The organism is Microcoleus sp. B3-A4 (assembly GCF_036705385.1).
Lineage (GTDB): Bacteria > Cyanobacteriota > Cyanobacteriia > Cyanobacteriales > Microcoleaceae > Microcoleus.
On the sequence record NZ_JAUBUI010000008.1, the window covers coordinates 108,477 to 127,600 of the forward strand.

The 19,124-nt window shown below is 45.2% G+C and carries 19 protein-coding genes and 1 pseudogene; 4 read left to right on the forward strand and 16 right to left on the reverse strand.

The features are described from left to right. Positions 1-154 precede the first annotated feature (154 nt). Entirely contained in the window at positions 155-2,128 is a 1,974-nt protein-coding gene (locus tag QUB33_RS06630) for a TerD family protein (protein ID WP_333348755.1), read from the forward strand. Between the two features lie 12 nt (positions 2,129-2,140). Here QUB33_RS06630 and hpsP read toward each other — a convergent pair whose 3' ends face one another. The 8 genes from hpsP to hisH form a co-directional block, all read right to left on the reverse strand. Beyond that, positions 2,141-3,355, reverse strand: a complete 1,215-nt coding sequence (gene hpsP / locus QUB33_RS06635) for a hormogonium polysaccharide biosynthesis glycosyltransferase HpsP (RefSeq protein WP_333348757.1) — start codon at positions 3,353-3,355, stop codon at positions 2,141-2,143. 47 nt (positions 3,356-3,402) lie between these two features. Then, positions 3,403-3,582 carry a hypothetical protein gene (locus QUB33_RS06640; protein WP_333348759.1) on the reverse strand — a complete coding sequence of 60 codons (180 nt, stop codon included), beginning with the start codon at positions 3,580-3,582 and terminating at the stop codon, positions 3,403-3,405. Next, positions 3,579-3,926, reverse strand: coding sequence for a hypothetical protein (locus tag QUB33_RS06645; RefSeq protein WP_333348761.1), 348 nt, complete (start codon positions 3,924-3,926; stop codon positions 3,579-3,581). The genes QUB33_RS06640 and QUB33_RS06645 overlap by 4 nt, the downstream gene beginning before the upstream one ends. 43 nt (positions 3,927-3,969) lie before the next feature. Then, a complete protein-coding gene (gene hpsO, locus QUB33_RS06650) occupies positions 3,970-5,139 on the reverse strand; it encodes a hormogonium polysaccharide biosynthesis glycosyltransferase HpsO (RefSeq protein WP_333348763.1) in 1,170 nt (389 codons plus the stop codon). A gap of 27 nt (positions 5,140-5,166) precedes the next feature. Next, the gene (gene hpsN / locus QUB33_RS06655) at positions 5,167-6,141 is read right to left on the reverse strand and encodes a hormogonium polysaccharide biosynthesis glycosyltransferase HpsN (RefSeq protein ID WP_333348766.1); all 975 of its coding nucleotides are present in this window, start codon (positions 6,139-6,141) and stop codon (positions 5,167-5,169) included. A 186-nt stretch (positions 6,142-6,327) separates the two neighbouring features. After that, positions 6,328-7,788, reverse strand: coding sequence for a phosphoglucosamine mutase (gene glmM, locus QUB33_RS06660; protein WP_333348768.1), 1,461 nt, complete (start codon positions 7,786-7,788; stop codon positions 6,328-6,330). A 258-nt stretch (positions 7,789-8,046) separates the two neighbouring features. After that, positions 8,047-8,589 carry a 16S rRNA (guanine(966)-N(2))-methyltransferase RsmD gene (gene rsmD / locus QUB33_RS06665; protein ID WP_333348770.1) on the reverse strand — a complete coding sequence of 181 codons (543 nt, stop codon included), beginning with the start codon at positions 8,587-8,589 and terminating at the stop codon, positions 8,047-8,049. Between the two features lie 117 nt (positions 8,590-8,706). Beyond that, positions 8,707-9,342, reverse strand: a complete 636-nt coding sequence (hisH, locus tag QUB33_RS06670) for an imidazole glycerol phosphate synthase subunit HisH (RefSeq protein WP_333348773.1) — start codon at positions 9,340-9,342, stop codon at positions 8,707-8,709. On the opposite strand from hisH, the gene QUB33_RS06675 reads away from it, so the two are divergent. Then, complete coding sequence (locus QUB33_RS06675) at positions 9,332-9,910, forward strand: pyroglutamyl-peptidase I family protein (RefSeq protein WP_445299508.1); 579 nt, start codon at positions 9,332-9,334, stop codon at positions 9,908-9,910. The two genes, hisH and QUB33_RS06675, sit on opposite strands and share 11 nt — an antisense overlap. A gap of 113 nt (positions 9,911-10,023) precedes the next feature. Here QUB33_RS06675 and QUB33_RS06680 read toward each other — a convergent pair whose 3' ends face one another. The 4 genes from QUB33_RS06680 to lgt all read right to left on the reverse strand — a co-directional run bounded on the left by QUB33_RS06680 (position 10,024) and on the right by lgt (position 13,396). After that, a complete protein-coding gene (locus QUB33_RS06680) occupies positions 10,024-10,506 on the reverse strand; it encodes a flavin reductase family protein (RefSeq protein WP_333348775.1) in 483 nt (160 codons plus the stop codon). A gap of 152 nt (positions 10,507-10,658) precedes the next feature. Then, positions 10,659-11,495 carry a dienelactone hydrolase family protein gene (locus QUB33_RS06685; RefSeq protein ID WP_333348777.1) on the reverse strand — a complete coding sequence of 279 codons (837 nt, stop codon included), beginning with the start codon at positions 11,493-11,495 and terminating at the stop codon, positions 10,659-10,661. 71 nt (positions 11,496-11,566) lie between these two features. Next, positions 11,567-12,382: a precorrin-4 C(11)-methyltransferase gene (cobM, locus tag QUB33_RS06690; protein WP_333348779.1), complete on the reverse strand. Its 816-nt coding sequence runs from the start codon at positions 12,380-12,382 to the stop codon at positions 11,567-11,569. Positions 12,383-12,502: 120 nt separating this feature from the next. After that, complete coding sequence (lgt, locus tag QUB33_RS06695; protein ID WP_333348781.1) at positions 12,503-13,396, reverse strand: prolipoprotein diacylglyceryl transferase; 894 nt, start codon at positions 13,394-13,396, stop codon at positions 12,503-12,505. 361 nt (positions 13,397-13,757) lie between these two features. Here lgt and rlmN point away from each other — a divergent pair, with 361 nt between their 5' ends. Next, complete coding sequence (gene rlmN, locus QUB33_RS06700; RefSeq protein WP_333348783.1) at positions 13,758-14,867, forward strand: 23S rRNA (adenine(2503)-C(2))-methyltransferase RlmN; 1,110 nt, start codon at positions 13,758-13,760, stop codon at positions 14,865-14,867. Between the two features lie 333 nt (positions 14,868-15,200). Here rlmN and QUB33_RS06705 read toward each other — a convergent pair whose 3' ends face one another. The 3 genes from QUB33_RS06705 to QUB33_RS06715 all read right to left on the reverse strand — a co-directional run bounded on the left by QUB33_RS06705 (position 15,201) and on the right by QUB33_RS06715 (position 17,820). Beyond that, positions 15,201-16,310, reverse strand: a complete 1,110-nt coding sequence (locus QUB33_RS06705) for a class I SAM-dependent methyltransferase (protein ID WP_333348785.1) — start codon at positions 16,308-16,310, stop codon at positions 15,201-15,203. Next, complete coding sequence (gene purN, locus QUB33_RS06710) at positions 16,303-16,974, reverse strand: phosphoribosylglycinamide formyltransferase (protein ID WP_333348787.1); 672 nt, start codon at positions 16,972-16,974, stop codon at positions 16,303-16,305. The genes QUB33_RS06705 and purN overlap by 8 nt, the downstream gene beginning before the upstream one ends. Positions 16,975-17,244: 270 nt before the next feature. Continuing rightward, positions 17,245-17,820 carry a GNAT family protein gene (locus QUB33_RS06715; protein ID WP_333348789.1) on the reverse strand — a complete coding sequence of 192 codons (576 nt, stop codon included), beginning with the start codon at positions 17,818-17,820 and terminating at the stop codon, positions 17,245-17,247. 59 nt (positions 17,821-17,879) lie between these two features. Here QUB33_RS06715 and QUB33_RS06720 point away from each other — a divergent pair, with 59 nt between their 5' ends. Further along, positions 17,880-18,770 carry a sugar ABC transporter permease gene (locus QUB33_RS06720; protein ID WP_333348791.1) on the forward strand — a complete coding sequence of 297 codons (891 nt, stop codon included), beginning with the start codon at positions 17,880-17,882 and terminating at the stop codon, positions 18,768-18,770. 124 nt (positions 18,771-18,894) lie between these two features. On the opposite strand, the pseudogene QUB33_RS06725 reads toward QUB33_RS06720, so the two are convergent. Continuing rightward, positions 18,895-19,124, reverse strand: a pseudogene (locus QUB33_RS06725) (hypothetical protein); the annotation flags it as partial.

The following is a 19,124-nucleotide window of genomic DNA, read 5'->3' on the forward strand; positions in this document are numbered from 1 at the left end:
TCAGTAAATTTCAGATACAGGCAGCACATATTTTTAATCAAGCCCGCTATTAAAAGCAAAATATTAAGTTTTATTGAATAGCGAAAAGTATCCGGGGACTTAATATTAACATGAACACTATAAAGTTTGATGTTTAACCAATAAGCAGATGGCAATGCAATTAAGTAAGGGTGAGAGATTTAAATTTTCTAAAGAAGCGCCCGGTTTGAAAAAAATCGTGATCGCCTTGGGTTGGCAAGTGACAGAGACCGGACAAAGCTACGAGATTGATGTCTCTGCCTTTATGCTAGGTGCTGACGGCAAACTACCTAACGATAAATATTTTATTTTTTACAATAATCTGCAATCCTGTGACGGTTCGCTACTGCAATCGATTCCTGACAAAAACAACCGAGGTCAAGAAAATAAGAGTATTTACGGCGTTATTTTAGAGAAAATTAATGCTGAAATTGAGGAAATAACTTTTGCGATCACTATTCACGAAGCAGATAAAATTAAAGCAAGTTTTAGCAATATCAAAAATGCTTTTATCAAACTTACCAATTTGGATACGGGAAGCGAACTGGTTCGCTATGAATTAAAAGAGAACTTTTCCCGAGAGACTGCTGTAGAATTTGGTCGTTTGTATAGAAAGAATGGAGACTGGAGATTTCAGGCAGTAGGAGAAGGATATCAAGCAGGATTGCAGAGTCTGGTTGACAAGTATAAAAGCGGAAATAGCAATAATATTGCTCCCAGTAGTAGGGAGTTGGCAGCAGGAAAAGCAGCAGATGATTTGCAGTTGCCGGCTTGGGAGTTGGAGGTAGAACCCGAAGCCGAAGCGGAACAACCTCGTCAGACTCGAAGGGTACAGCCATCACGAATTAACAATCAAGTTAATAACTCGCGAAGCCGCAAAATACCCGCAGCTTTATTAGCAAGTTTAGGGGTTTTGATGTTAGGGACAGGTGCAGGGATGAGCGCCTTTATGCGATCGGGAAATGAAACGCTGAAGCAAGCGCAAATACTGGTCGTTGAAACGCAGAATGCAGAGAAAGTCACGGATGTCAATTGGCTCAGAAGTTTCGATAAACGACTTAAAGAAACGATCGCCAATTTAGAGAAAATTCCTAACTTCCCTGGCTTTGGGTATCAACAAGCTAGAGCTGATTTGCTGAAACTGCGCCCGAGTTTGGTTCCAGTAGCGCAAAATTTACAGGCTGCAGAAAGTCTAGAAAAAGCTCAACAATTGGCAATGGAAGCTGCTGTGGTTGTGCAAAAACCGCCTCATCCGATGGAAGTTTGGCATCAGTCGCAAAGCAAATGGCAACAGGCGATCGCACTTTTAGAAGCGATCGATTCACGTACACCTGTTTATAATCTAGCTCAAAATAAGTTATCTAATTACCGGGCCAATCGCGCTGTTATCAGTCAAAGAGTTGCGATCGCTCAAAAAGCTGCAAATTTCAGCAACCAAGGTTCTTTGAAAGTTCAAAAGGGAGATGTTCCGGGGGCGATCGCAAATTTTACTCAGGCTTTAGCGCTGAATCCGAACATACCTCAAGCTTACCTCGGATTGGGGATTGCTACTGGCCAACAGGGAAACAAGCAGCAGGCAATTTACAATTACGATCGAGCGCTACAATTTAATCCTAACTTGGCAGAAGCTTATTTCGGTCGCGGTCAAGCATACTATGAATTGGGAAACAAGCAAAAGGCGATCGGGGATTACGAACAAGCTATTCGCGTTAATCCTAATTATGGTTTGGCTTATTTGGAACGAGGTGCTATTCGCTGTATGTTGGGAACCAAATCGCAAGCAGTAGCAGATTTTAATCAAGCTGGAGAACTTTTTTCAAAGCAGGGAGACGGCAAGAATTACCAATTAGCACAAAGCTTTATTAAAGATTGTCACGAACCGATTGCAGAGGCTGCAATCTGCGATTATCGAAGGAAGATAGACTCCTTCGGCCGACCTTGCGGTCGATCTCTGAATGTTCCGATTATAATTAGAAGAAAATCGGTCATTGATGCCTCAAACTCTGACTCTACTAATATTAAAAGCAATAGCAGCGTTGAAAAAATCTCACCTGCAAATTCTGATAGCAGTGGCACAATAACTCGCAGCAGGCGAAGAAGCAGAAGGTAAACCGCTGTGGCATTAGTTAGTAGACGACAAAATCTGCTGGTAAGCATCGATGGTTTGCTGGGCGATCGCCTCCCAGTTATAATGCTTTTTGGCATACTCTTTGCCGTTAAATCCCCGTCGTTGGCGTTCCTGTGGATTCAGAAGTGCAGATTTAATTGAGTTGGCGATCGCCCCTACTTCCAAAGGCCCCACCCAACCAGCTTCTGCTTGCTGTATGTCTTCGGCAATATGTATGCGATCGGAAATGGCGACAGGTACACCCGCGGCCATCGCTTCTGCTACAGCAATGCCAAAGTTTTCGTAATAAGAAGGCAAGACAAATAAGTCGGCGTTTGTCAACAGTTCACTTTTTAAATCGCCGCTCACAAAGCCAGTTATTGTTGTGTATTGTGCTAAGATTGAATTCTGAATTTGTACTTTAATTCTTGTTTCATAACCAGCATCTTGGGGATTTGAACCGGCTAAAATAAACTTAAAATTTATTCCCGATGCCAAAATACTTTCTAATGCTGTAATTAGCAAATCAAGCCCTTTTTTAGGTTCAATTCGCGACATAAATAAAATGATTGGCACTTGAGATTCTCGCAATCTCTTAGGAAAAAAACCTGCTGTCACCCCCAATGGAATCACCAGATCCAGTGGCCCCGGCATCTTGCCTGGGAAGTCCAAATCCCGTGGCAGCGGCATCTTGCCTGTGCAGTCCAAACCAAATCTTTCTGAGATTTTAGCTTCTTCTTTACTTGTGAAGTGAATTGCGGCTGCACCTGCTAAATTAGGGCGTTCTAAAACTGCTGCATAAATCTGTTTTAAACGCTTTTTTTTCTGCAAATCGGCGGGGTCAAGCATACCGCAGGGACGGATAATATACGGTAAGTGGCGATATCTAGCAATTGTGGCAGCAAAGGTAGTTACCGGTGAGAAAAGAGCGTGAATGTGGGCCAGGTCAAATTGTCGCGCATTTTGATTCAACCACTGCAATAACGAGAATGAAAATTTATATCTGCGCCACGGAGAACAGCGGAAATAAATAATCTGATAGCCGTTTTGTTGTATTGGTTGATTTAAGGGGACATCTAAGGGATGTTGACCGATATCTCCGTTAGAATCTGTGGTGATAATTGTGAGTTCAATACCTCGGGAAGCGAGGGCATCCGAAAGTCCTAGTACCATTTGACTCGGCCCGCCGTAGACGAGGGAAATGGAGGGGATAATTTGGAGAATTCGCATGGGGGATAGTTCTTTCAATCAAAATATCAACATCTCCCATGACAAATTTAATTATCTGGAAAAGGCTGCCCGTCTAGCTGTTCAGCTTCCTCTCTCTTTGTCGCTGTAATTTGGGTATTGTGAGCCATTGTCTTGGAAAATTCATACATTTCACTGGCTTTGGCTTCCGCAGCTTTCACAATTTCAAGGATTTCCAGGAGTTGGTTTTCATCTGGTAATTGTTTCATGGTAATGCTTCTAATCTCTCAATTACTTTGTCTATCATAATTCTCGCTTCAGGAGCCATACGTAGCAATGCTGCTAAATAATCTCCTGCTTTTTGAACATCTTCATCGGGCACACCAGCCATCAATACATTGCCCACAATGTGCTCTGCTTGTAAGCGAACACCTGATACGCAGAATTGAAAATTACTGATCGAAGAAAAGTATTGCATCAGTATTTCATTTTCTGGAAAAAGAGACATTGCTCTTCTAAGTGCAAAAAGTCCCTGCGTTGCTTGGCGTTCGGTCTCGTGTAGTACCTGGTAGAGTTCGTCAACCAAAGAGCGTAGGTCGGAAGGAATAGACATTTACTACAGCTTTTATTTAACACTTGCATTATACTGCTAAAAGTTACAACAATTCTTTGTAAAATTCCAACAACTGCTCAGCTAAAGCTTGATTGGTATAATTGCTCATCGCTCTATGATAACCGCGATCGCCCAAATCAGCAGCCAACTGCCGCCGCTCCATCAATTGCTGCAAACACTCGCGCAAAACCCCTGCATTTCCCTCGGGGAATACTAACCCCGCATCCCCGATGACGTGGGGAATTTCTCCGCAGTCGGAACCGATAACCGGAATTTTACAGGCCATCGCTTCAATTAAAACGTGACCGAATTGTTCTTTCCAACCCACAGTGGTCAAAGTTTTGAATTTATAGCTGGTTTGCGAGGGCAATACCAAACAGTTCATTAAGTTAATGTAGGGGGGAATCTCTTCGTGGGAAACGCTTTCTACCCAGATTATTCGGTCGCTGATTCCCCATTCAATACATTTTTCTGCGAGGCGCGTCCGCAATTTTCCTTGTCCTACTAACAGCCACTTCCAAGAGCTTTTTTCCAACCGTGCCAAAGCTTCAGCTAAAGTCAACAGTCCTTTTTCTTCGACAAATCGCCCTACAAATCCTACCACAAAATCGGTCGGCTCAATGCCGAACCTGCGCGAGAAATCAGCGTCTTTACCAGTGCGGCGAAACAAAGTTTCATCTACTCCGAGTTGTGGCATTACTTTTACCGCACCTTGATAGCCCCGCTGCCGCAAAATTTTAGCTCCATCTAAGTTGCCTGCAATAATTCCGTCGGTGTGCTGAAGATTGTAATTTTCTAAGACTGAAACAGGCCAATTCAATTGATAAGGCAGATTCCACCAAGTAAATAGTATATTTTTTGCTTTTAATTTGAGCAGTTTATTTAATAAAATTAATTGAGCGCAAGCAAGGGATTTTGAACCTTGTTCAACTTGGATTATCTGGGGTTTAAAGTTTTGCAAAACTTTAATTAAATCAAAACCAAAGCTTAGCAATCCTTGATTGTTTTGACTAAAGTTGGAGACAGGGATTACTTTAAAGGAACCCTTTTGATAAAATTCTGTTTCTATAATTTTATTTTGAACCCCTCCGGGTTTCCAACGCTGCGGCACTACAACTGTTACTTCAATATCGGGTTCTAGGCTTGCTAATATCTTAAATTTTTCCCGGTTAATGTCCACAATATAGGTGTGACTGGCAACGAGAATTCTCATTTAGGGGAAGGGGGAAGGAATAGGGAATTAGTGAGCGTTAATGTTGTCTTGATGGCTGTAAATTTGTCCATCATTCCACAGAGATTGAATTACTGTATTTATAGCACTGAGAAAACCCAAGATATAAAAAGCAAATCTAGTTATAATTTTAATGGGCGAGTGGCTTTTATAACAAGGCGGATTTCCCAAAACGTGGCAGTCAAAGAGTTTGGCAAAAAATCGCAGGCATTGAAAAGCTGTTAAATTTTTCAATCCCATTAGAAAGTGATTGTGATAAAATGTGATTTGATATTCGATCGATCGCGTGCTGACATCGTGACACCCGCCGCTCTCTTCCCCCAAGTGAACTAAACAGGCATTGGGATCGTACCAAATTTTCAGGCCAGTCGATCGCAATCTCAAACAAAAATCCGACTCCTCCCGCACCGCACTCCCTGCAAACCGCTCGTCAAACCTCAGCCCCCATTCGGCAAATACCTGCCTGCGAAATGACATATTGCAGCCTCTAGCCGAGAGCACCTGCTGCGGTTTTACTGTATGCACCAAATCGATAAAATACCAGGCAATGCCCGCATCCATCGCTTCTGAGGGCAAATATTCGATCGCCAAATCCCCTCCAGAATTATCTAGTTTCATTCTGTCAAAAACCCTGCCCGCCACACATCCCACATCGGGTTTTTCTAAATAATTGCCAGCGTGAGCAGCCAAAAAACCATCTGGCAATTGTACATCATCATCAATAAATAAAATAATCTCTCCAACTGCCCGCCGCACTGCATAATTTCGAGCACCAGGCAAACTCGCCCAATCTACCTGAAACCACCGAATCTTGCCAGCCTTTGCCAATTCCTCTAAATAAACTTGAGTTTCCGATTCGTGGGTGCGAGTTTGATCGATTACCAGCACTTCAAAATTCGGGTAATTTTGCCGAATCGCATCAGCCAATGTCTCTCGCAGAGCTTGCTCGCGGTTGTAGGTGGGTATCACAACAGAAATCATCATCACACAATTGAGTGAAAATAAAGTTAAGGGTAGGCAGGATACCTGCCCCCCTCGTTATTTTTGGAGAAGTTGATTAAAACTCGAAATTAATAGTTAGAAATTTTGATTTATGAATTTTGAATTAAAGGATTTCAACTCAAAACTCAAAACTCAAAATTAAAAAGTTTTAGCAATTCCCCGTTTCCATCAGATGGCTATGTGTTGCTGAACCGCTAAAACTAAATTTTCAGTCCAGAAATTAGCCAATTCGGCGCTAGCAGCTTCCACCATAACTCGCATGAGCGGTTCAGTGCCAGAAGCGCGAACCAAAACCCGTCCCTGTTCTCCCATTGCTGTTGTAGCACGTTCGATCGCCTTTTGCATTGCCTCGCACTCCTGCCATTTCAGGCGTTTTTCGCGATCGTCCACCCGAATATTTCGCAACAACTGGGGATAAGTTTGGAAACTGCCACTTACCAATTGTGCCAAAGATTGCCCGGACTGGCGCACCAGCGAAGCTATATGCAAAGCTGTCAGCAAACCGTCGCCGCTAATACCGTAATGCGGACAAAGAATGTGTCCCGATTGTTCGCCACCCAACATCGCACCGGTGCGCTGCATTTCAGCGTGAACGTACTGATCTCCTACGTTCGTTCTAGTTAGTTTGCCCCCCAATTCTTCCCAAGCTCGCTCGAAGCCGAGGTTAGCCATTACAGTAGAAATAATTAAATTGGACGGTAACTGTTCGGAGTCGCGCAACTGCCGGCCCCACAGATAAAGAATGTAATCGCCGTCAATCGTTCGACCTTTGTTGTCAACACCCAAAACTCGATCGGCATCGCCGTCAAAAGCAAATCCCAAATCGGCATTGTGTTCCAAAACAGCCGCTTGCAAACTGTCGAGATGAGTAGAACCGCAGTTAACATTAATGCGAGATCCATCAGGAGAGTCGTGCAAACAGATCACCTCCGCCCCCATTTGCGCGAACACCGCCGGCCCCAAACCTGCAGCGGCCCCCCAAGCCAAATCCAAAACTATCCGCATTCCCTCCAAATTCATCTGTTGCAGCGAATCACAGAGTGAAGTGGCATAATCTTTCACCAACTCAGACCGATGGTAGTGGTGTCCCCAAGCCAAGCTAGCAACCGGAACCTTTGCACCCCGGATTCCCGCTTCGATTTGTTCCTGCAACTGCTGCGACAGCTTGGAGCCGTTTGAGCCGAAAAATTTAATGCCGTTGTCTTCTGGGGGATTGTGAGAAGCCGAAATCATCACTCCGCCGACAGAATCCGAAACGCTTGCCAGATAAGCAACGCAGGGAGTTGGGCACAAGCCCAAATTCCACACTTCCAAACCGGCGGCTGTCAAACCCGCTGACAATGCCATTGCCAGCATATCGCTGGAATTCCTGCTGTCTTGGCCCAAAATAACAGGCCCCAGGTTGGGGGAATGTTGCCGTAGAACTTGTCCAGCCCAGAAGCCAACTTGCAGGGCTAGGGGTGCATTCAGCAATTCTCCAACTTTCCCGCGAATGCCGTCTGTGCCGAAGAGTTTTGTATTTGGCAGGGGGAGGCTATCTCCCAGCAGAATCGTATCGCGTTTGACTGGCTGTACCGAGTTAGCCGCCGGAAACTCGCTGCCACGAGGGCGCGAAGGTGTCTGAACCATATTCACTCCTTTAGGAATATTCACACTCACACTTTGGGTTCATGTTACAACTGAAAGTCTTTATTTTCAGCCTAAACTTCATTTATTTCGTCAATTGCTGAGGCAACTTGCTCTAACAACCTACGCACAAAGCTTAACTTCATCGGAAAAGTTTGTATTGTATCCAAGGGAAAAACTTTTAGTACCGAGGGCGCGCCTACGCCACGGAACCCGGTTTCTTTCTGTCTCCAGGCGTGACGCTGCTGCGGTTTTAGCCGATCAGTAACTGCGTGTGTAGAAGGTTAATGCTGTATTGCCGTATATTTTATGGCGGCAAATTTCTAGACCGGAAATCGGCTGTGTCGATCGCTCCGGGCTGTGTTCGACGGCTATTTCGCCGTTTGGTGCTAGCATTTCTTGGCTGGCGATCGTATTTAACACAGGTTCGTACAAGTCGCTGGCGTAGGGCGGATCGAAGTAAATGCGATCGAACTGCTGCCCCGCTAGTGCCGCCAACTTCGCCGTCGCGTTTCCCCGCAGTATTTGGAATGTTTGGGACGAGTCTGCTACTTGCTCCCAGTTTTCGCGGATAATCGCACAAGCTTTCGCCGACTGTTCGATGCCAGTGACACTCGCTGCTTGACGACACAAAGCTTCTGCACCCATCGAACCGCTGCCGGTACAAATGTCAAGCCATCTGCAATCTGCGATCGTCCCTTGCCAAATATTAAATAAAGCTTCTCTGACTCGCGAAGGTGTAGGGCGAGTTGCGAGTCCCGGCAGGGTTTTTATTTGGCGGTTCCCAGAGATTCTTAAACTCATTTAGGAAGAAGGAAGAAAAAAGAAGGAATAAGAGGCAAGAAGGAAGAAGGAATCAGACTTTTAAAAATGTCAAACCCGGTTTCGGCAATCTACCGGGTTTCTCAAGATTAATTCCACCTAAGCAGGTACTTTTTCCCTCACCAGACTGACAAAATTTGACAGCATTTGCAATCCCGTACTCGAAGACTTTTCCGGGTGAAACTGCACGGCCATCAGATTGTCTTTAGCTATAGCCGCCGTCACGTTTTGACTACCGTGAGTCACAATTGCCGATCGCACTTCCCAATCAACTGGATCGACATAATAAGAATGCACGAAATAAACCCAAGGATCAGACGGTAAATTTTGCCACAACGGCAAATTCTGCTGAGTAAATTCCAATTGATTCCATCCCATGTGGGGAATTGTCAAACCCGGTTCCGATCGAAATCGGCGCACTTTTCCCGCAATAACGCCCAATCCCGGTTCTACGCCTTCTTCGGAACTTTCAAACAGAATTTGCAAACCCAAACAAATGCCTAAAAAAGGTTTTCCCGAGGCGATCGCCCTTTTTATCGGTTCTATCAAATTGCGCGATCGTAAATTCTGCATTGCCGGGTCAAACGAACCAACTCCCGGCAAAACCACCGCATCAGCCTGCTCGATTATAGCAGGAGAATCTGTAATTTTTGGCACTGCACCCACATTTTCCAAGCCTTTACAGACCGAGTGCAGATTGCCCATGTCATAGTCCACTACTGCAATGACAGACATTGACTTACTTGCCTTATATTATCAATATCAGTATTATTGCACAAATATGACGGCGAAAATCCTGCTAACCTCATTTGATACTTGGCTTCCCCATCAGCAATCCAACTCTTCCGACGACTTATTAGCCAAAATTTCCCAGATAAAATCTTTGCCTGATTGCCTGACTTTTTTGAGGAAACTGCCAGTAGATTTTCAGCTAGCACCTAATTTAGCGATCGCCAAAATCAACCAACTCCAACCCGATACTATTATCTGCTGCGGCATGGCCGAAAGTCGGCAAAAGTTAACCGTAGAATCTTGCGCTTGTTGCGATAGCGACATTCTGAAAACAGGAGTTAATCTCGAACCGCTAGTCGCGGATTTAGCTGTAACCGAAATCAGTCACGAAGCCGGAAAATTTGTTTGTGAAGCCCTGTATTATGCGGTTTTAAAACATATTTGCGATTCTCAAATGGCCGCTAAATGTATTTTCGTCCACGTACCAATTTTAACTCCTGAGAACGCTGACCGAATGGTCACTGATTTTTTATTAATTATGCGTCGCCTAACTCTCGCAAGTAATAAATAGGTCGCTCTAATTCAACTTAAAAATTTGTTTAGTATTCAGAAACCCGGACTTTTAAAGAAACCGGGTTTCTCAGTGTTAGTTTTTTTTACTAACAACTGCCAATTGCCAAGTCTTTAGCCGCCGTAATTCCAACCGGTGCTTTCTAGCAGCAACGGATTGCCTTCTCGGTGGACGCCTGCAGCCAGAACTTCTCCCACATAAACCGTGTGATCCCCGTGTTCCACAGCACCGACAACTTTGCACTCGACGTAACCCAGAGAATCCGAGATAATCGGACAACCAGTTTCCGCGCCGGGATAAAATTCTACATCCTCAAATTTATTGCCAACGCGGCGCTGCTGCTTGAAGAATTTCTGGGCTAATTCTTTTTGCCCTGCTTCTAGGAAACTCAAAGCAAAGACACCGCTAGCTTTGATCATGGCGTGGGATTTGGAGTCTTGCTTGACGCAGTTGACAACTAAGGGAGGGGTAAAGGAAGATTGCATCACCCAGCTAGCGGTGAAACCGTTGACTTCCTCCCCGTCTTTGACACCGCAGATGTACAATCCGTGAGGGATTTTCCGCAAGATGGTCTTTTTAGCTTGTTCGTCTAGCACGGGCTTACCTGTTCGATCGATAATTCTACACCGCTCAGTTTACCAATGTCGGGCCCACAAACCCACCTGTCTTAAGGGCTATTCGCTAATATTGCCTTTTTCGATCCCAAACTTGACACCAGTTTTAAGTGAAAATTAACAACTCACAACTATTATGAAACTCCATACTTTTTAAACCAATCTTGCATCCGTTTCCAAGCATCCTTAGCTTCTTTTTCCCGGTAACTGGGGCGATAGTCGGCGTTAAAAGCGTGCGGCGCATCTGGATAAAGCACAATTTCCGAACCACTGCTGCCTGTTTTGAGAACTTCCTGCATTTTCTCAACTGTATCGTTGGGAATTCCCTCGTCTTTGCCGCCGTAAAGCCCCAAGACAGGCACTTTCAAAGTTGCTGCAATGTCGATCGGGTGTTTGGGAGTTAAAGCCGTAGAATTGCCAACTACACGCCCGTACCAAGCCACTCCTGCTTTGACTTTCGGGTTGTGGGAAGAGTACAGCCAAACCATTCTGCCACCCCAGCAAAATCCTGTAATTCCCAACTTATTAATATTGCCTTTTGCTGACTTTTGTGCCCAATCTACGGTAGCATCTAAATCCGACATAGCTTGAGCGTCAGGAACTTTCGAGACAACTTTACTCCTAATTTCTTGAATGTCGGTGATTTTAGAAACATCACCTTGACGGGCAAACATTTCTGGGGCGATCGCTAAATAACCTAATTTGGCCAAACGGCGGCAAATATCTTGAATGTGTGCGTGAACTCCGAAGATTTCTTGAATTACTAAAATTACTGGAAAATTGCTGCCGCTGGCTGGCATTGCTCTGTAGGCGGGAATTGACCCATCTTTTACGGGAATTTTTACCTCACCTGCTATTAAACCAGCAGCATCCGTATTGATAACGGCAGCCGCAATAGGATGAACTGCTAAGGCAAATCCGGCGCTTAATGCGGTGACAGTAATAAATTGTCGGCGAGTTAAATCTTTCATGGGGATTTTAGATTTTAGATTTTAGATTTTAGACTGGGGAATTGAGAATTGGTAATTGGTAATTGGTTATTTCATAATTGCTCCTTCTTCCTTCTTCCTTCTTCCTTCGATGCTCGGAAAAGCCGATCGTGCTCTGGATGGTACAAGCGCGATCGCCCTTCTGCTGATTTTCCCAACGCCGGACTAATCACATACATTGTCGTTCTGATCAAATTATTTTCGCGCGTAGCAACGGCCATTTTGTCAAGGGGAACTAGCACAATTTTTTCATCCGGCCACCCCAACCGATAACAAATCGCTACAGGCAAATCCGATGGGTAATGTTCCATCAATTTAGCTTGAGCCTGTTCGACATGGCGGGCGCTCAAATACAGGCACAAACTCGCTTGATGGGCCGCTAAACTCGCCAATTCTTCGCGTTCGGGTACTTCAGTTCTGCCGCTAATTCGCGTCAAAATAATTGTCTGCACAACTCCGGGAACTGTCAACTCAATTTTAAGTTTAGCCGCCGCAAGTTGGAAAGCGCTAATTCCCGGGATTACCTCAAAAGCAATTCCCGCGGAGGCCAAAGCTTGCATTTGTTCGCCGACAGCCCCGTAGAGACAGGGATCGCCCGAATGGAGACGGACGACGCTTTTCCCGCCGCGCACTCGCTCCACCATCAAAGGTACAATCTCTTCGAGGGTCTTATCCGCAGTTTGGATCACTTCAGCATCCGCGCGCACACCCTGCAAAATTTGCTCTGGAACTAGCGAATCAGCAAATAATATGACATCGGCCGCAGCCAGTAATTTTTGAGCCTTAACAGTCAACAAATCCGGGTCTCCCGGACCTGCACCTACAATGTATACCCCTGGAATTAGGGCTTCAATCTCTGTCAAACTCATTGCTGCTAAAAAATTTGCTAAATTTACGGACTCTTCCGGATGTACCTATTTTGATTGGAAGTAAGGGATGGTAGATGCACCCTGGTTTTGAACCCTAGAGACTAACCTCTCTGGGGTTTTTTATTGATCCTCTGGCAATTTCGGAGTGATCTTTGCCCGATCGCTATTCGGGGAGACAACATCGGGTAAAGGTCGATCAAGCAAATAAAGCCAAGCTAACCCGCCCAACCCTAAAACGATCCCAGTCAAGCTTACCATCTGTGCCGTCCGCAGCGGCCCGAACATCAAACTATCAGTCCGCAACCCTTCAATCCAGACTCGACCGGAACTGTAAGCTGCGATATAAACCAAAAATAAAGCACCAGTTTTCAAGCGAATTTTGCCCTGCAAATCGCGGAAAAATAAAGTCAGAAGCAACCCAAATACTGTCAAATTCCACAGGGATTCGTAGAGAAATGTGGGGTGGAAGTATTCAAAACTAGCGTAGGCGGGCGGGCGGCTGTTTGGGGAAATATAGAGTTTCCAAGGCAAATCCGTAGGACTGCCAAAAGCTTCGGAGTTAAAGAAATTTCCCCAGCGTCCGATCGCCTGACCGAGAATTGCCGAAGGCGCGATTAAATCTGCCAATTGCCAAAAAGAAACTCGCTGAATTTTCGCAAAAATTAAAGCTGCGATCGTGCCACCCAAAATCGCCCCGTGAATGGCAATTCCGCCTTTCCAAATCGCAATAATATCTTCAGGCCTCTGGGCGTATTGCTGCCACTCGAAAGCCACGTAATAAATTCGAGCACAGGGAATAGCGCCCAGAACCAGCCAGATTGCCAAATCACCCAGCAATTCCGGGTTGACGCGGCGTTTTTGAGCTAAGTATTGGGAGAGACTGACCCCAATCAAGACGGCAGAAGCTATTAACAGCCCGTACCAGCGAATAGCTACGGGACCAAGTTGAAAGATAATTGGGCCCGGCGATGTAAATTGAAACGCTAAGGGCAGCGCAAGAATATTTAGCACCATAAAAGTTGCATTAATTGTGATGGAAAGCTGTCAAATTTGCACACCCTTTAACAAACTCCAGAGTTTATTTTAGGTGGCTGCGGTCATTTACACGCAATATTTGGGGAATTTTGCCAAAAATTAACTGGATTCTTGATTGTGCAGATTTCTGTTTTGAGTTTTCTTTGTGAGTCCACAATAAGAGCCCCCTAACCCCCCTTTTTAAAGGGGGGAACCGGATTATTCTTAAAGTCTCGCTGATTAAGGGGGATTTGGGGCGATCGAGATTCCGCCTTCTGCATAAGTGCCTTCAGGAGGATTAACGGCAGCTTTGGTCGAGAAGTTTTAAGATAGAGGGTGGCTTTAAATTTTCTGATGACTTATGTCTCCTACTTCCGTTTCTCAGGTGTACTCTTCTGGTAATCCCAGGGGCGCGAATCAGTCTCGCAAGACTGCTGCTTTGGCTGTTGAGTCGGGTAAAATTCCGCCCTTGCTGGGGGCGAGTTTAGCTGAGTTAACGGAATGGGTACAGCAGCAGGGACAACCGGCTTATCGGGGAAAGCAGTTGTACCAGTGGATTTATGAGAAAGGTGCGCGATCGCTCTCTGATATTTCTGTATTCTCGAAACAGTGGCGCGAGACTGTTGCTAAAATTCCGATCGGGCGATCGACCATTCACTATCGATCGGTCGCACCAGACGCCACGGTAAAGTATCTCTTAAAATTGGCAGACGGTCAAATCATTGAAACAGTCGGCATTCCTACCGATAAACGGCTTACTGTCTGCGTCTCAGCCCAAGTTGGCTGCGCGATGGGCTGCGACTTTTGCGCTACGGGAAAAGGCGGTTTCAAGCGCAATTTAGAAAAACACGAAATCGTCGATCAAGTCTTGACAGTACAGCAAGATTTCGGCCGCCGAGTCAGCCACATCGTATTTATGGGAATGGGCGAACCCCTGCTGAATTTCGATAATGTTGTAGCTGCTGTCAAGTGTTTGAATCAAGACGTAGGAATTGGACAGCGAAACATCACCATTTCCACAGTAGGAATTCGCAATCGCATCACCCAACTAGCTGAACATCAACTGCAAGTTACCCTCGCCGTCAGCCTCCATGCTTCCAATCAAAGATTGCGCGAAGAGTTAATTCCTAGCGCCCGCCCTTATCCTTTGGGTGAGTTAATTGCCGAATGTCGGGAATATGTGCGATCGACGGGGCGCAGATTGAGTTTTGAATACGTACTTTTAGCAGGTGTGAATGACTTGCCGGAACACGCAGCCGAGTTAGCAACTCACTTGCGCGGTTTTCAGTGTCACGTCAATTTGATTCCTTACAATCCGATTCAGGAAGCTGAATATAAGCGACCGACTCCCAATCGAATTAACAGTTTCGTTGCGACTTTGAAGGAAAAGAAAATTGCAGTTAGCGTGCGGTATTCTCGCGGCTTAGAAGCAGATGCAGCCTGCGGACAATTGCGGGCATCCGAGGTTTAGGATTGGATTTTTAATCCCTAAAAATTGTCGTATGGTGCGTGAGTTCTGAGATGTTGCACCATTCTCAATTAGCCTTTTGCGGGCGGGCAGGATGCCCACCCCACAAGAAGAAAACTCCATCTTTGTGGAACAGGCCTCTTGCCTGTTCTTAAGAATGGTGCAAGATGTGCGTTATACCGCGTTATTTTATCAATCATCGATAAACTACTTTGTGACGCACCATACTAAACTCTTTAAGCTGTTCTGCCTTTAAATTGTCTGTCAAAAAAAATCAAAGTCTTGTGGGGTGGGCGTCTCGCCCGCCCTGAATATACAATTTAAATGCGCGACAGCTTACAAGCGTTTAACAAGTATCCACCGCAACTCTAACGGCGGTGTTTGTTTCACAGAAAATAAATCGCGCCCGCTAGCCCAACTGACAAACCAAGGTGTCGGCGGCCACGCAGAGTCAGGCAAATGTTTCTGTTCGTATTCAATCACAGATTCATCAGAAATAATTTCTAACGGCAAACCCTCTATTGCTGCTTGCAATTCTTGTCTGGTAATCAGATAAGACCAACACAATTCAGACATTTGTTTTGCCATCTCATCGGGTTCGTACCCATCTACAGCTAAGAAAGCACTGAATAAGATAAACCCGCCGCTTAAAACAGCATCGGACATTTTGCCCAGGAAAAGACGAATTTGTTCGGGGTAGCGGAAATGAGAGAGAACTTCGGTAGCAATGGCTAATTTGTAGCGATAAGTTTTCATCCTCAATAATGGGTCTAAAACGTCGCCTTGCGTGACATTGATCGGCAAGTTTTCGGCGGTTGCTGCTGCTGATAGTTTCTCAGCAAATATCGGTGTTAGTTCGATCGCATCCACGGGATGACCTAACCTTGCTAAGGGCAAACTATTGCGCCCTGGGCCCGCACCCACATCTAAAATAGGTGTTTTTCTCGCTTCGCCTAATTCGGCGGCAATGGCGATGACTTTGGCATCGGGATGGCTGCCGAATAAAGGTTCGGGGCGAATATCCGGCCAGCTATGATATTTCTGGGCCATCGATTCGATTTGAATCTTAGTATTCAGAGTAATGCCGCCGGCTAAACCGCTTTGGGAATTGGCGGGAAAATATGAGACTATTAGATTAGCGTGGGGGGAATTTTTGAATCCTTCTGCTAAGGCGTTGGCGATTAATGTTCGCAAGTTTTCGGCTTGGGCAGCGTCGATGTTTTGTCCGAGAATGTTTAAGAAGTCTGACAGTAATTTAAGATAGTCGTCTAGCATCGATGGCAAGCAAGGCAGATAGAATTCTCCCTTGAGGCCGATGCTCCTTTTGAGCCTTTCTTTGAGAATTAATTTCAGGCGATTCGAGTCTGTCAGCGGCGGACCTGTTTCGGGTGATTCGCTGACGGGCACTGCGGGGATAGATGCGGCACTGGTGAGGTTTTTAGTCACAATATTTTCGATTAGATTCGGCAATAAGTGCGATCGCACCGAGCATAATCTTGTGCTCTTGCACCTGAATTCGAGCGTGCAGCGTTTCGGCGGTATCATCAGGCAATACCGGCACCGCAGCCTGCATTAAAATCGGCCCGCTGTCTACTTCTAAACGGGCGATATGCACCGTACATCCGGTGATTTTAACCTTAGCGGCCAGTGCTTGCTCGACGGCGCGAATTCCTGGGAAACTCGGCAGTAAGCTGGGATGAATGTTAATAACGCGATCGGGAAAAGCATCAAACAAAACTGTGGTAACAATTCGCATCCAACCCGCCATCACGACCCATTCTACATCATATTCTTGAAAACTTTTGACAATTTTTGTATCTAATTCTTCGCGACTTTTGCAGTCGCGGTGATTGAGCAGAATCGAGGGAATGCCATATTTTTCTGCTCGGGCTGCGGCTTTGGCTTCGGGGTTGTTGTAAATTAATACTGGGATTTTAGCGTTGAGTTGTTGATTTTGGATGGCTTGGGCAATTACCTCGAAGTTGCTGCCACTTCCTGATGCTAAAACTCCTAATTTTAATGGAGGATGGGCCTGATCTATCGAACTTTTGCCAATCTCAGGAGAAATCAGGCAGGCATTGGAATTAACAGATACTGGATTAGCGGTCATTCGATTTTAGATTTTAGATTTTAGATTTTGGATTGAGCCCACGGATAAATTCGGGGGGTTGAGGATTTTATATTTTAGATTTTGGATTAATTCCACGGATAAATCCGGGGGCTTGTACCATCAAGAAATTCTTGCTCATAAAGATAAAAACTATTCACTCGTATTCTACTATACAGGTAAAGGGTAAGGCGTGCTTCGGCGCACTCTCCAGGGAGATATTGCGTAAGTCCTAAGTATATTATTTTTTGTCGCTGATCTACTGATTCACTCCTATTCTACAATATTATCAAAAAACTCTTCCCTGAGAATCGAATAAAGTTTTAGATCCCAATATCTGTCTTTCACAAATAGGTGCTGTCGCAATACCCCTTCCAATTGCATCCCCACTTTTTCCATCACCCGAGCGGAAGCAATATTGTTAACTTCACATCGAGCCATAATTCGATTCAGCAACATCTCCCGAAAACCGAATTCAATAACTGCATTGACAGCCTCGCTCATGTATCCTTCGCCCCAATAGCTCCTAGAGAGTGCGTAGCCAATTTCCGCGCGGCTGTGCGTCATGCTCCATTCCACAAATCCGCAAGTCCCGATAAACTTTTTCTCGGTTTTATGAACGATTCCCCAATCTACAAGCTCTCGTCTTTTGTACATCTTAGTAAGTGACCTGAGAAAGTATTTAGTGTCTTCGAGCGATGTGTGAGTTGACCACATTGTGTATTGTGATACTTCGGGGTTTGAGGCATACTCAAACATATCGCTCGCATCGTTTAAAGTAATTTTTCGGAGCAAGAGCCTTTCAGTTTCTATAGTGGGTAAATGAGCTAATATATCGAGAAGGTTCATTTTGACATTGACCTATATTGTGATACCATTTAAAACTAAAAGCTAAAATTTACAAGCCAATGGTTCGGATTAAATTTGGGCGTTTTAACTGGTTGGATAATGATGCGATCGCAGCTTGGACTTTCCTGGTCCCAGCTTTGCTGTTTCTGGGTACTTTTTTGATTTGGCCGATCGCCTATTTATTTTACCTCAGCTTTACCAGCGGCAGCTTTACCCAGTCGGGAGTGCGTTGGATTGGCTTCAACAACTACTGGCGTTTAGTCACCAACCCGGATTTCTGGCAAATTCTCCAAAATACGCTCTATTTTACTACTGCAACAGTCATTCCCAGTTTAGTGATTCCATTGGGCTTAGCAGTTTTGCTAAATCGCTCGTTTGCTTGGCGAGGAGCTCTCCGCACCGCTTATTTTATTCCTTCGATTACCTCTTTAGTTGCAGTTGGCTTGGGTTGGCGGTGGTTGTTTCAAACCGAAGGCCCGGTGAATAATGCCCTAAGTGCGATCGGCTTAAATCCAATTCCTTGGCTTAGCAGCACAGTTTGGGCAATGCCTGTGATAATTCTGCTCAGTGTTTGGAAACAATTAGGCTTTAATATGGTAGTATTTTTAGCAGGATTGCAAGCAATTCCGGTAAATCGTTACGAAGCCGCAGAATTGGATGGAGCTAATGCTTGGCAGCAATTTTTGTACATCACTTTACCCGGTTTGCGACCGACTTTAGTATTTGCTACTGTTACTACTGCTATTTTTACTCTGCGGAGTTTCGAGCAAGTTTACGTCATCACCGGCGGCGGCCCTTTGAACTCTACTAATTTGCTAGTTTATTATATTTACGAGCAAGCTTTTTCGCAATTTGATTTTGGCTATGCAGCCGCTGCTGCAACTTTCCTGATGGCTGTAGCTTTGATATTAGTTTATGTTCAGCTTCGAGTTTGGGGCGAAGATGCTTGATATCACCTCCGGTAGTGTATGAGCGGCGCGGGTTTACGAGAGTGTTTGTTTTAGGCATGATGGTTGGTAAACCCCCCCTACGATCGCACAAATTATACTACAATTAACCCTGCCCATTGCCCAATTACCAATTCCCAATTTTATACTCCATGTGCTCTGCTGTTTGTTCAGCTTGTGCTGTACCCAAAAGTTGGCCGACAACGTGCAAAGACATATCAATTCCCGCTGCAATTCCCCCAGAAGTGATGATTTTGCCGTTATCTACAAATCGCTGATTGGGAGCATCCCGGTTTTGCAAAAGCCTCAAATGGCCAAGAGGTCGTTGAGGTAAGCACAACGAAGTTTTAGCATTTG